The 12,246-nt window shown below is 72.4% G+C and carries 11 protein-coding genes and 1 rRNA gene; 2 read left to right on the top strand and 10 right to left on the bottom strand.

Features of this window, described 5'->3' with window-relative positions:
* The 10 genes from HOO61_RS15875 to argC all read right to left on the bottom strand — a co-directional run.
* Nucleotides 1–81: ribosomal RNA gene (locus HOO61_RS15875) — 16S ribosomal RNA — on the bottom strand; the annotation flags it as partial.
* 475 nt (nucleotides 82–556) lie between these two features.
* Nucleotides 557–1,123, bottom strand: coding sequence for a DNA-3-methyladenine glycosylase (locus HOO61_RS15870; protein WP_172260017.1), 567 nt, complete (start codon nucleotides 1,121–1,123; stop codon nucleotides 557–559).
* A complete protein-coding gene (gene argH / locus HOO61_RS15865; protein WP_172260015.1) occupies nucleotides 1,107–2,543 on the bottom strand; it encodes an argininosuccinate lyase in 1,437 nt (478 codons plus the stop codon). The genes HOO61_RS15870 and argH overlap by 17 nt, the downstream gene beginning before the upstream one ends.
* Entirely contained in the window at nucleotides 2,543–3,973 is a 1,431-nt protein-coding gene (gene argG / locus HOO61_RS15860; RefSeq protein ID WP_172260013.1) for an argininosuccinate synthase, read from the bottom strand. Before argG ends, argH begins: the two co-directional genes overlap by 1 nt.
* Nucleotides 3,970–4,497, bottom strand: a complete 528-nt coding sequence (locus HOO61_RS15855; protein WP_172260011.1) for an arginine repressor — start codon at nucleotides 4,495–4,497, stop codon at nucleotides 3,970–3,972. Before HOO61_RS15855 ends, argG begins: the two co-directional genes overlap by 4 nt.
* Nucleotides 4,494–5,420, bottom strand: a complete 927-nt coding sequence (gene argF / locus HOO61_RS15850; RefSeq protein WP_172260009.1) for an ornithine carbamoyltransferase — start codon at nucleotides 5,418–5,420, stop codon at nucleotides 4,494–4,496. The genes HOO61_RS15855 and argF overlap by 4 nt, the downstream gene beginning before the upstream one ends.
* On the bottom strand, nucleotides 5,417–6,610 hold the full coding sequence (locus tag HOO61_RS15845; RefSeq protein WP_172260007.1) for an acetylornithine transaminase: 1,194 nt from the start codon (nucleotides 6,608–6,610) through the stop codon (nucleotides 5,417–5,419). The genes argF and HOO61_RS15845 overlap by 4 nt, the downstream gene beginning before the upstream one ends.
* Nucleotides 6,607–7,557: an acetylglutamate kinase gene (gene argB / locus HOO61_RS15840; protein ID WP_172260005.1), complete on the bottom strand. Its 951-nt coding sequence runs from the start codon at nucleotides 7,555–7,557 to the stop codon at nucleotides 6,607–6,609. The genes HOO61_RS15845 and argB overlap by 4 nt, the downstream gene beginning before the upstream one ends.
* Nucleotides 7,554–8,705: a bifunctional glutamate N-acetyltransferase/amino-acid acetyltransferase ArgJ gene (argJ, locus tag HOO61_RS15835; protein ID WP_172260003.1), complete on the bottom strand. Its 1,152-nt coding sequence runs from the start codon at nucleotides 8,703–8,705 to the stop codon at nucleotides 7,554–7,556. Before argJ ends, argB begins: the two co-directional genes overlap by 4 nt.
* On the bottom strand, nucleotides 8,702–9,730 hold the full coding sequence (gene argC, locus HOO61_RS15830; RefSeq protein WP_301539048.1) for an N-acetyl-gamma-glutamyl-phosphate reductase: 1,029 nt from the start codon (nucleotides 9,728–9,730) through the stop codon (nucleotides 8,702–8,704). Before argC ends, argJ begins: the two co-directional genes overlap by 4 nt.
* A 93-nt stretch (nucleotides 9,731–9,823) precedes the next feature.
* Between argC and HOO61_RS15825 the strand changes: the two genes are divergently transcribed.
* Nucleotides 9,824–10,639 (top strand): maleylpyruvate isomerase family mycothiol-dependent enzyme, encoded by an 816-nt coding sequence (locus tag HOO61_RS15825; protein WP_367650203.1) that lies wholly within the window; start codon nucleotides 9,824–9,826, stop codon nucleotides 10,637–10,639.
* A 93-nt stretch (nucleotides 10,640–10,732) separates the two neighbouring features.
* Nucleotides 10,733–12,172 carry a calcium-binding protein gene (locus HOO61_RS15820; RefSeq protein ID WP_172259997.1) on the top strand — a complete coding sequence of 480 codons (1,440 nt, stop codon included), beginning with the start codon at nucleotides 10,733–10,735 and terminating at the stop codon, nucleotides 12,170–12,172.
* Nucleotides 12,173–12,246 lie beyond the last annotated feature (74 nt).

Below are 12,246 nucleotides of genomic sequence, written 5' to 3'. Positions count from 1 at the left end.
GAAGTGGCCTTTCCGCTCGACTTGCATGTGTTAAGCACGCCGCCAGCGTTCGTCCTGAGCCAGGATCAAACTCTCCATCGAAAACCATCAACCACCCACACCAAAGCATGAGCAGCGACCATCAATAAGAGCCACATCCCCTGACTGAACAAAACTAGCGATGGAACCCCCAAAAGAGAGGTCCCGCCAGAATCATTGTCAAAGAAACCGCGACACCACCACCCACCACCAACCGGCAGCAGGCAAACATGATGTCAACGGGGCATAACAAACTAATTCGTCGACTAATCAAACACACTGTTGAGTTCTCAAGAATCAGACGCACCCGATCCTCGCCGGCTTGGCCGGTCTGGTCGCGGGGCAACCTGCAGAAACTTACCGGGCGCTAGGATCCGCGTCAAACTCGGCGGATCTTCGTGCTTCGGTTGTCGCAGCTGGTCTCCGTCTCAGCTGGCCTTCTGGCCAGGAGCGGCGCCGCTTGCGGCGACAGGTGAAACATTAGACGACGTCCGGCGCCGATGACAAACCGGGGGGCCGCCCCACGCATAACCGCAGGTCAGCGGCCTGTCCGACGCTTCGGAGCGGCCGGCCGGTAGGTGCTGACCGTCGGGTCGTCGGTGATCCAGAAGCGCCAGGGACGGTCTGCTGCGTGCCGCAGCCCGACTCTGGGTCCGGTGCTCAGGTCCGCGACCGGCGCGCCCGCGACGAGGTCGGGACGGATCCCGTTGTGCGAGAGGTCGATGCCGAGCGCTCGGCACAGTCGCGCAGGACCGCGGGCGAGGTCGCGGTCGTTGCTGGCTGGTCGGCGGCTGCGGGCGATGTCGTACCCGGCCACCACCTCCCCGGCGCGGAGCAGCACGGCGCCCGGGTCGCCCTCGGGTCCGGTGACGAGGTTGGCGCAGAAGTGCATGCCGTAGACGAAGTAGACGTACAGGCGACCGGGAGGACCGAACATCACGGCGTTGCGCGCGGTCTGTCCGCGGTGCGCGTGGGACCCGGGGTCGAGCGGGCCGGCGTACGCCTCCACCTCGGTGAGCCGAACCGACACGCCACCGTGGGTGAGGACCGCACCGAGCAGGCGGGGCGCGACCTCGAGCGGGTCGCCCTCAGCCCAGCCGGTCACGGTGCCCGGTGGTGGCCGCGCGCAGCTCGTCGAGCTGGTCGCGAACCTGGGCGGGCGCGGTGCCGCCACGGCCCGAACGGGATCCGACCGACCCCTCGACGGTGAGGACCGAGCGCACCTGCGGCGTCAGGTGCGGCGAGATGGCGGCGAGCTGCTCGTCAGTCAGGTCGGGGAGGTCGCACCCGAGCTCCTCGCAGCGTCGTACGCACGCGCCGGCGACCTCGTGGGCGTCACGGAACGGCACGCCCTCGCGCACCAGCCACTCGGCCACGTCGGTCGCGAGCGAGAAGCCCTGCGGCGCGAGCTCGGCCATGCGCTCACGGTTGAAGGTCAGGGTCGCGACCATGCCGGTCATCGCCGGCAGCAGGACCTCGAGGGTGCGGACCGAGTCGAAGACCGGCTCCTTGTCCTCCTGCAGGTCGCGGTTGTAGGCCAGCGGGAGGCCCTTGAGGGTCGCCATGAGCCCGGACAGGTTGCCGATCAGCCGGCCCGACTTGCCACGCGCGAGCTCGGCGATGTCCGGGTTCTTCTTCTGCGGCATGATGCTCGACCCGGTGGACCACGAGTCGTGCAGCGTGGCGAAGTCGAACTCCCGGGTCGTCCAGAGGATGACCTCCTCGGCCAGGCGCGACAGGTCGACGCCGACCTGAGCCATCACGAAGGCGAGCTCGGCCGCGAAGTCACGCGCGGACGTGCCGTCGATGGAGTTGGCCGACGAGCCGGTGAACCCGAGCTCGGCTGCGACCGCTTCCGGGTCGAGGCCGAGGGTCTGGCCGGCGAGGGCTCCGGAGCCGTACGGCGAGTCGCCCGCCACGCGCGCGTCCCAGTCGCGCAGCCTCTCGACGTCGCGCAGCAGGGGCCACGCGTGGGCGAGCAGGTGGTGCGCGAGCAGCACGGGCTGGGCGTGCTGGAGGTGGGTGCGCCCCGGCATCACGGTCTCCTCGCCCGGCGTGAGGTGCTCCCCCGCCTGCCCGGCGAGCACGTCGACGAGGTCGAGCACCAGTACGGCGATCGTGTGCGCGTGGTCGCGCAGGTAGGCCCGGAAGAGCGTGGCCACCTGGTCGTTGCGCGAGCGTCCGGCCCGGAGCCGACCGCCGACCTCGGGGCCGACCTCCTCGAGCAGCAGCCGCTCGAGGGCGCCGTGGACGTCCTCGTCGGAGGGCGCCGGGAGCAGGTCGCCGGCGTCGTACCGCTCCCCCAGCACCGACAGCCCGCGCAGCAGCTCGGCGTGGTCGGCGTCGGTGAGCAGGCCGGCGCGGTGGAGCGCGTTGGCGTGGGCACGCGAGCCGGCGAGGTCGTACGGCGTCAGCTGCCAGTCGAAGTGGGTCGACCGGGACAGCTCCTGCAGCTCGGGCGAGGGCCCGCTCGCGAAGCGGCCGCCCCACAGCGACCCCTCGTTGGTGGTGCCTGCTCCAGCCATCAGTCGGTCCCGAACTCCATCGCTGCGTGCTCCAGTGCGGACTCGTCGGCCGCCTCGGCGGCCGGGTTGTCGGTGATCTTGTCGTAGCCCCCGGCCTCGATGGCACCGTAGAGGGTGCCGTTCTCGACGAGCACCTGGCCCTGGTCGAGCGGCTGGGCGGCGTAGAGCTCGAGCTTGGCGCGCGAGTCGGCGATGTCGAGGTTGCGCATGGTGAGCTGGCCGATCCGGTCCGTGGGGCCGAACGCCGCGTTGTCGGTGCGCTCCATGGACAGCTTGTCGGGGTGGTACGAGAACGCCGGCCCGTCCGTGCGCAGCACCGTGTAGTCCTCGCCGCGCCGCAGCCGCAGGGTCACCTCGCCGGTGACGAGCGAGGCGATCCAGCGCTGGATCGACTCGCGGATCATCAGGGCCTGCGGGTCGAGCCAGCGGCCCTCGTAGAGCAGGCGGCCGAGCTTGCGGCCCTCGTTGTGGTACTGCGCGACGGTGTCCTCGTTGTGGATGGCGTTGACGAGCCGCTCGTAGGCGATGAACAGGAGCGCCATCGCGGGGGCCTCGTAGATGCCCCGCGACTTGGCCTCGATGATCCGGTTCTCGATCTGGTCGGACATGCCGAGCCCGTGACGTCCGCCTATCGCGTTGGCCTCGTGCACCAACGCGACCGGGTCGTCGTACGGGATGCCGTTGATCGCGACCGGGCGGCCCTGGTCGAAGCGGACCGTGACGTCCTCGGTCTCGATGGCGACCGAGGGGTCCCAGAACTTCACGCCCATGATCGGGTCGACGACCTCGAGGGAGACGTCGAGGTGCTCGAGGGTCTTGGCCTCGTGGGTGGCGCCCCAGATGTTGGCGTCGGTGGAGTACGCCTTCTCCTGGCTGTCGCGGTAGGGCAGGCCGTGCTCGGTGAGCCACGCGCTCATCTCGTGGCGCCCGCCGAGCTCGGTGACGAAGTCGGCGTCGAGCCAGGGCTTGTAGATGCGCAGGTCGGGGTTGGCGAGGAGGCCGTAGCGGTAGAACCGCTCGATGTCGTTGCCCTTGAAGGTCGAGCCGTCGCCCCAGATGTTGACGCCGTCGTCGTGCATCGCCCGCACGAGCATCGTGCCGGTCACGGCGCGCCCGAGCGGCGTGGTGTTGAAGTAGACGCGGCTGCCGGAGCGGATGTGGAACGCGCCGCACGCCAGGGCGGCGAGGCCCTCCTCGACCAGCTGGGTCTTGCAGTCGACCGCCCGGGCGAGCTCGGCGCCGTACTGCAGGGCACGCGACGGCACGCCGGAGATGTCGGGCTCGTCGTACTGCCCGATGTCGGCGGTGTAGGTGCACGGGACCGCACCCTTGTCGCGCATCCAGGCGACCGCCACCGAGGTGTCGAGGCCGCCGGAGAACGCGATGCCGACGCGCTCGCCGACCGGGAGGGAGGTGAGGACCTTGCTCACTGGGAGTCCTTTTCAGTTGCGTGGTGGTTGGCCAGGTCGAGGAAGCGCTGGGCGAGGGCGTCGCCCCCGGCCGGGTCTCGACCGATGACGAGAAGGGTGTCGTCGCCGGCGATCGTGCCGAGGATGTCACCGAGGTCGGCCTTGTCGAAGGCGCTGGCGAGGAACTGCGCGGCGCCTGGTGGCGTACGGAGCACGACGAGGTTGGCGCTCGCCTCGGCGCTCACCAGCAGCTCGGCGCACAGCCGGGCCAGCCGGTCGCGGCCGGCGGCACTCTCGCGGGGAGCAGCGACGCTGCGGTCACCGCCCTCCCCCGGCACGGCGTAGACCAGCGCGCCGTCGGCGCTGCGCACCTTGACGGCGTCGAGCTCGACGAGGTCACGGCTCAGCGTGGCCTGGGTGACCTTGACGCCGTGGTCGCCGAGGAGGTCGGCCAGCTCGGTCTGGGAGCGCACCGGGTGGGCGGTCACGATGTCGATGATCCGCTGGTGGCGGGCGCTCTTGGTCAGCGGGGTCAGGGCGGTCACCCGGAACGCTCCAGGAGCCACGTCAGCACCGCCTTCTGGGCGTGCCGACGGTTCTCGGCCTCGTCCCACACGACCGAGTGCGGTCCCTCGATGACCTCCTCGGAGATCTCCTTGCCGCGGTAGGCCGGGAGGCAGTGGAGGACGATGGCGTCGGGGGCCGCGTGGGAGAGCAGGTCGTCGGTGACGCCGTAGGGCGGGAAGATCCGCAGACGCTCCTCGGACTCCTCCTCGCGGCCCATGCTGACCCACGAGTCGGTCACCACGACGTCGGCCCCGGTGGTCGCCTCGACCGGGTCGGTGGTGAGCTCGATCGAGCCGCCGGTGCCCTCTGCGATCTCGCGGGCCCGGGTGACCACGTGGGCGTCGGGTGCGAACCCCTCGGGCGCACCGACCACGACGTGCAGCCCCGCGGAGGCCCCGGCGAGGACCCAGGAGTTGCCCATGTTGCAGGCACCGTCGCCGACGAAGGCGACCCGGAGGCCGGCGAGCCTCCCCTTGTGCTCGCGCACCGTCTGGAGGTCGGCCAGGAGCTGGCAGGGGTGGAACTCGTCGGTGAGCGCGTTGAGCACGGGCACGTCGGCGTACGCCGCCATGGTGACGACGTCGGCCTGGTGCGCGGTGCGCCAGACGATCGCCGCGGCCTGGCGCCCCAGGATGCGGGCGACGTCCTCGACGCCCTCGCGCGACCCCATGGCGGCGAGCCCGCCGTCGACGGTCATCGGGTTGCCGCCGAGCTCGGCGATCCCGGCGGCGAAGGACACCTGGGTGCGCAGCGTGGGGCGGTCGAAGACGAGCGCGACGGTGCGGGGACCCGCGAGCGGCTTGTGGCCGAAGGGCTCGGCCTTCATCCGGTCGGCGAGGTCGAGGACCTCGAGCAGCTCGGCGGGCGACAGGTCGTCGTCGCGGAGGAAGTGGCGGGTCATGGGGTGGACTCCTCTGCGGCGGCACGGGCGGTGTCGAGGATGGCGGGCAGGGCGGCGTCGAGGGCGTCGAGGTCGGCGGCCGTGATCACGAGCGGCGGCACGAACCGCAGGCGGGTGGGGCCGGTGGCGTTGAGGATGAAGCCGGCCTCGCGCCCGGCGGCGACCGCGTGGGTGGCGTAGGGGCCGTCGAGCTCGGCGCCCCGCATGAGCCCGGCACCGGTCACCTCGAGGACACCGGCCTGCTTGCGCAGCAGCGCCTCGAGCTGGGCGCCCCGCTCGACCGCGGCGGCCAGGAGGCCCTCGGCCTCGATCGTGTCGAGGACGGCGAGCGCGGCCGCCGTCGCGACCGGGTTGCCACCGAAGGTCGTCCCGTGGTTGCCGGGCTGCAGCAGGGTCGCCGCCGCTCCCCCGGCGACGGTCGCGCCGATCGGGATGCCGCCCCCGAGGCCCTTGGCGAGGGTGACGACGTCGGGCCGCACCCCGTCGAGCAGCTGGTGGGCGAACCACGCGCCGGTGCGGGCGATGCCGGTCTGCACCTCGTCGAGCCACAGCAGCGCACCGTGGTCGTGGGCGATCCGGTGGGCGGCGACGAGGTAGTCGGGCGACGGCACGACGACCCCGGCCTCACCCTGCATGGGCTCCAGGACGACCGCGGCGACGGTGTCGTCGACCGCGCCCTCGAGCGCGGCCACGTCGTCGTACGGCACGAAGGTGACGTCGCCGGGCAGGGGCTCGAACGGCTCACGGTAGGCCGCCTTGGAGGTCAGCGCGAGGGCCCCCATCGTGCGGCCGTGGAAGGACCCCTCGGCCGCGACGAGCCGGGTGCGGCCGGTGCGGCGGGTGAGCTTGAGCGCCGCCTCGTTGGCCTCGGCGCCGGAGTTGCTGAAGAAGACGCGGGCGTCGTCGGACCAGCCGAGCAGGCCGACCAGTCGCTCGGCGAGGGCGACCTGCGGCTCCGTGGCGAAGAAGTTCGACACGTGGCCCAGGGTCTGCAGCTGGGTGGTGACGGCCGCGACGAGGGCGGGGTGGGCGTGGCCGAGGGCGTTGACGGCGATGCCGCCGAGCAGGTCGACGTACTCCTTGCCGTCGGTGTCCCACACGTGTGCTCTCTCGCCGCGCGCCAGGGCGAGGGCGGGCGGGCCGAAGGTGTTCATGACCGCGCCGGCATAGCGCTGCTGGACGTCGTTCATGTCGGGTCCTCGCTGCCGTAGGGCTTGCGCAGCTTGGTCGCGGCGCCCGGCAGCACCTGGGTGCCGACGCCCTCGTCGGTGAAGATCTCGAGCAGCACGGAGTGCGGCTCGCGGCCGTCGACGACGGTCGCGCGCGGGACCCCGCCGGTGACCGCCTCGTAGCAGGCCCGCATCTTGGGGACCATGCCCGCGTCGAGGGTCGGCAGCAGCTCGCCGAGCGCCTCGGGGCTGATCTCCTGGATGAGGTCGTCGGAGTTGCCGTAGTCGCGGTAGAGGCCCTCCACGTCGGTGAGGACCAGCAGCTTCTCGGCGCCGAGCGCGACCGCGAGTGCCGCGGCAGCGGTGTCGGCATTGACGTTGTGGACCTGCCCGTCGACGTCGGGTGCGACGGAGCTGACGACCGGCACCCGGCCGGCCTCGATGAGGTCGAGGACGGCCTCGGGCCGCACCTCGGCGACCTCGCCGACCAGGCCGAGGTCGACCTCGGTGCCGTCGACGACGGTGCTGGTGGGCACGGCCCGGAAGAGCCCGGCGTCCTCACCCGACAGGCCGACGGCCAGCGCGCCGTGCTGGTTGATGAGGCCGACGAGCTCGCGCTGCACCTGCCCGACGAGCACCATCCGGACGACGTCCATCGCCTCGGGCGTGGTGACCCGCAGCCCGCCGCGGAACTCGGACTCGATGCCGAGCTTGTCGAGCATCCGGGAGATCTGCGGGCCGCCACCGTGGACGACGACGGGCTTGAAGCCGGCGAAGCGGAGGAAGGCGATGTCCTCGGCGAAGGCGACCTTGAGCGACTCGTCCGTCATCGCGTTGCCGCCGTACTTCACCACGATCGTGCGCCCGTGGTAGCGCTTGAGCCACGGCAGCGCCGCGGCCAGGGTGCGGGCCTTGGCGGGGTCGGGCCGGCTGGGGCCGGAAATGGGGTTGGTGGTCTGTTCGCTCATGAGCTGTAGGCGCTGTTCTCGTGGACGTAGGCGTGGGTGAGGTCGTTGGTCCAGACGGTGGCGCGGGCGTCGCCGGACTTGAGGTCGATGGTCACGCTGACCTCGCGGCCGGTGAGGTCGACGGTGGCGGGATCCTCGGCGGGCGTGGACTGCCGGCACACCCAGACGCCGTTCATCGCGACGTCGAGGTCGGCGGGGTCGAACTGGGCCTGGGTGGTGCCGATGGAGGCGAGCACCCGTCCCCAGTTGGGGTCGTTGCCGAAGACCGCGGCCTTGAAGAGGTTGCTGCGGGCGACGCTGCGGCTCACCTCGACCGCCTCCTCCTCGCTGGCCGCGTGGAGGGTGGTGATGGCGATCTCGTGGTCGGCGCCCTCGGCGTCCTTGAGCAGCTGCATGGCCAGGTCGGTGCAGGCCTGGGTGAGCGCCGCGGTGAAGTCCTCGGGCGTCGGGGTGATGCCGCTGGCGCCGCTGGCCATGACGGTGACGGTGTCGTTGGTGGACATGCAGCCGTCGGAGTCGAGCCGGTCGAAGCTGACCCGGGTCGCGGCCCGGAGCGCGGCGTCGAGGTCGGCGGCCGGGACGACGGCGTCGGTGGTGAGGACGACGAGCATCGTCGCGAGCTGCGGGGCCAGCATGCCCGCGCCCTTGGCCATCCCGCCGATCGACCAGCCGGCGCCCTCGACGACCGTGTTCTTGCTGACCGAGTCGGTGGTCATGATGGCCTCGGCGGCGCTGCTGCCGCCGTCGGCGGAGAGCGCCGCGGTGGCCGACTCGACGCCGGCGAGCAGGTCGTCGCGGTCGTTGGCGAGGCCGATGAGTCCGGTGGAGCAGACGACGACGTCGATCGCGCCGATGCCCAGGCCCTCGGCGACCTTCTCGGCCACCGCGTGGGTGGTCTGGAAGCCCTCGGGACCGGTGTAGCAGTTGGCGCCGCCGGAGTTGAGGACGACGGCCCTGACCGTGCCGTCCTTGACGACCTCCTGGCTCCACAGGACCGGGTTGGCCTTGCAGCGGTTGGCGGTGAAGACGGTGGCGGAGTCGAAGGTGGGGCCCTGGTTGACGACGAGGGCGAGGTCCTTGCCGCCGCTGGTCTTGAGCCCGGCCGCGACGCCGGCAGCGACGAAGCCCTGGGGGGTGGTGACGGTCATGGGGCGAGTCCGATCGTGGTGAGCCCGGCGGCCTCGTCGAGGCCCAGGGCGAGGTTCATGCACTGGACGGCGGCGCCGGCGGTGCCCTTGGCGAGGTTGTCGACCACGGCCACCGCCACGAGTCGTCGTACGCGCTCGTCGACGGTGACCTGCACCTGGACCGCGTTGGAGCCCAGGACCGACTGGGTCTGCGGCCACTGTCCCTCGGGCAGCAGGTGCACGAACGGCTCGGGGTCGTACGCCACCGCGTAGGCGTCGCGGACCTGCTCCGGGGTGACCCCGTCGAGCAGGGGCGCCTGGACGGTGGCGAGGATGCCGCGCGACATCGGCACGAGGAGCGGCGTGAACCCCACGCGCACCGGCGCGCCGTGGACGCCGCTGAGGTTCTGGACGATCTCGGGGGTGTGGCGGTGCGTGCCGCCGACGCCGTAGGCGCTGGCGTTGCCCATCACCTCGCTCCCGAGCAGGTGCGGCTTGGCGGCCTTGCCGGCGCCGCTCGTGCCGGAGGCGGCGACGACGGTGACGTCGGGCTCGACGAGGCCTGCCGCCATCGCGGGCACGGCGGCGAGGGTGGACACGGTCGGGTAGCAGCCGGGGACGGCGATGCGCCGCGCGCCGCGCAGCAGCTCGCGCTGGCCGGGGAGCTCGGGGAGTCCGTAGGGCCACGACCCGGCGTGCTCGCCGCCGTAGAACGTCTCCCACTCCCCCGGGTCGGTGAGCCGGAAGTCGGCGCCGCAGTCGACCACGATCGTGTCATCGCCGAGGGCCTGCGCGATCGCGGCGGACTGGCCGTGGGGCAGTCCGAGGAAGACGACGTCGTGACCGGCGAGCGTCTCGACGGTGGTGTCCGCCAGGACCCGGTCGGCCAGCGGCAGCAGGTGCGGCTGGAGGGCGCCCAGCCGCTCCCCGGCGTTGGAGCCGGCGGTCAGCGTGCCGATCTCGATGCCCGGGTGGCCCAGGAGGAGGCGCAGGACCTCACCCCCGGCGTACCCACTGGCTCCGGCCACGGCGACTGTTGCAGACATATGCATGACTATACATTCCACTGCATGGATGCGCGGCATCGGGGTCCGACAACCCGGAGGCGGACGGGCCGTCCTCTCCCCTACGGTGCACGGGTGAGCCCACTCCACACCCGCCTGGCACCCGACGTCTACCTCGACCACCTGCGAGCCGAGTCCGCCCGCTTCCGCGACGTGCTCGCCGACTGCGACCCCTCCGCGCGCGTGCCGGCCTGCCCCGACTGGGACGCCGCCGACCTGCTGTGGCACCTCGCCACGGTGCAACGGTGGTGGACCGAGGTGCTGACGGCCCGGCCCGCCCGCCCGGAGGAGATCGACCCGCCCCGACCCGAGTCGTACGACGACCTGCTGCGCGCCTACGACGAGTGGTCGGCCGGTCTCGTCGCGGCACTCGACGGCGCGGACCCGCGGGAGGAAGCCTGGAACTGGTCGGACGACCACACGGTGGGGTTCATCCTGCGTAGGCAGGCGCACGAGGCGCTGGTGCACCGCGTCGACGCCGAGCAGGCCGCCGGGGTGGCGAGCGAGCTCGACGCGCGGCTGGCCGCCGACGGGGTGCACGAGTGCCTCGACGTGATGTACGGCGGGATGCCGCCCTGGGGGGCGTGGGAGCCCGGCGAGGGCACGGTGCGCGTCGACGTCACCGACACCGGCGCGTCGTTCTGGGTGCGGTCCGGGACCTTCTCCGGGACGGATCCCGACAGCGGCACGTCCTACGCCGACGAGGAGGACTTCCACGTCGTGCCGGCGCCGGACGACCCCCACGTCGAGCCGGACGTGGTGATCGACGGACCGGCGGCAGCCCTCGACCTGTGGCTGTGGAACCGCTCCGACGACGCGGGCATCTCCACGGCCGGGGACCGCGGCGTCCTCGAGCGGTTCACCGCGATCGTGGCCTCGCCGATCAACTGACCGGCACCGACTCGACCGGCGGAGCATGCAACGCTTCGCCCGCCGGTTGCGTCTCCTCCCTGCACGACCCACGCCACCACGGGAGGAACCCCCATGCTCGCAGCTCGCCCGGCCGCCCTCGCTGTCCTCGTCGCGGCCCTCGTCGCCGCCCTCGTCGGGGCGGCGCTGACGGCGGGGACGGCCGCCGCCTCCGCGCCGTCCACCTGCCAGGGCAGGACACCCACGGTGGTGGGCAGCACCGGGACCGAGGGCGACGACGTCATGGTCGTCGTCGCGAGCGACGGCACGACCGCGCAGGCTCTGGGGGGTGACGACACCATCTGCATCGCAGCGTCCCCGGAGGGCGGGTTCCGCAGCGTCACCGTCGACGCGGGCAGCGGCGACGACTCGGTCGTCAACGAGAGCGCCGACGTCGAGGCCGTCTGGTACACCACCGTCCTGGGCACCGGCGCCGACTCCTACGTCGGTCTCGAGGCGGACATCCCCGACAGCCCGGACGCGTCCCCCTTCTACGAGACCGTCTTCACCGGTGGCCAGGACCCGCGCGACGAGGGCGTCGGCGGCCAGCTGGACGCGGACGTCGACGTGGTCGACACCCGAGGCGGCGACGACGTGGTCCACTCCGGCACCACCGCGGCCGGTGCCGCCAACAACGACGTCGTACGCACGGGCGCCGGTGACGACACCGTCAACTGGGCGGGCGAGCAACGAGGCGCACCGGCCCTCGACCTCGGCCCCGGCGACAACCTGCTGGCGCTGCACCCCGGATGGCAGGGCACCTCTGCCGACGTCGACGCCCGGGCGTCCCACGCGACCGTCGACGGACGCACCGTGCTGCGGTGGGTCGGACCGGTCCGCACGTTCTACCTGCGGCTCGACCACCGGGTCCAGTCGTTCGTGGGGTCGGTCGCCGACGAGGAGCTCGTCGCGCCGGCCGTGGACGGCCTGGTCGGGTCTGGCCCGGTCGTCGAGCGGTCGATCGCGATGGGCAAGGGCGACGACACCCTCGGCCTCTACTCGCCGACGTCGGGTTCGGTGGACGGCGGTCCCGGTCGCGACACCTTCGCCGGCGGCGACTGCCTCGACGCGCAGGTGCGGGTCGGCGGCTCGTTCACCTGCTCAGCCTCCCGGGACGGGGAGACCATGCGCTCCTTCCGCTTCGACCACTTCGAGGAGTTCGCCCTCCAGGGCCGGGACGTGACGGTCGTCGGGAGCGGGCGCGCAGAGGTCATCAAGGTCGCGGCCACCACTCGGGTCCGCATCGACGGCCGTGGCGGCGACGACGTCCTGATCGCCGACGCGCCGTTCCGCTCCCGCGTCGCCCGCCCGGTCGTGGTCGAGGGAGGCGCGGGCGCCGACCGGCTCCTGGGCGGCGCTGCTCGCGACCGGCTCCTCGGCGGCCGCGGCGACGACACCCTGGTCGGGCGGGCCAACCGCGACGACCTGCTCGGCGGGGCGGGCCGTGACCGCGCGGTCGGCCAGCCCGGCCGGGACCGGTGCGTCGCCGAGGTACGCCGCTCCTGCGAGCGCTGAGCCGCCATCCGGCTGACAGTGGAGCCCACGGCCCGTAGGTCGGGCGTACGCTCCACTGTCGCGTGGACGTGCTC

The sequence above is a fragment of the Nocardioides sp. zg-1230 genome, from assembly GCF_013155335.1.
In the GTDB taxonomy this organism is placed as follows: Bacteria; Actinomycetota; Actinomycetes; order Propionibacteriales; family Nocardioidaceae; genus Nocardioides.
Note: the sequence above shows the minus strand (reverse complement) of the source record. Positions and strands in the feature narration are given on the sequence as shown.

Bases quoted from the DNA above. Each gene is read 5' to 3' on its own strand.
- argH (WP_172260015.1), bottom strand. From the start codon at position 2,543: ATGGCTGGAGCAGGCACCACCAACGAGGGGTCGCTGTGGGGCGGCCGC.
- argF (WP_172260009.1), bottom strand. From the start codon at position 5,420: ATGACCCGCCACTTCCTCCGCGACGACGACCTGTCGCCCGCCGAGCTG.
- HOO61_RS15845 (WP_172260007.1), bottom strand. From the start codon at position 6,610: ATGAACGACGTCCAGCAGCGCTATGCCGGCGCGGTCATGAACACCTTC.
- argB (WP_172260005.1), bottom strand. From the start codon at position 7,557: ATGAGCGAACAGACCACCAACCCCATTTCCGGCCCCAGCCGGCCCGAC.
- argJ (WP_172260003.1), bottom strand. From the start codon at position 8,705: ATGACCGTCACCACCCCCCAGGGCTTCGTCGCTGCCGGCGTCGCGGCC.
- argC (WP_301539048.1), bottom strand. From the start codon at position 9,730: ATGTCTGCAACAGTCGCCGTGGCCGGAGCCAGTGGGTACGCCGGGGGT.
- HOO61_RS15820 (WP_172259997.1), top strand. From the start codon at position 10,733: ATGCTCGCAGCTCGCCCGGCCGCCCTCGCTGTCCTCGTCGCGGCCCTC.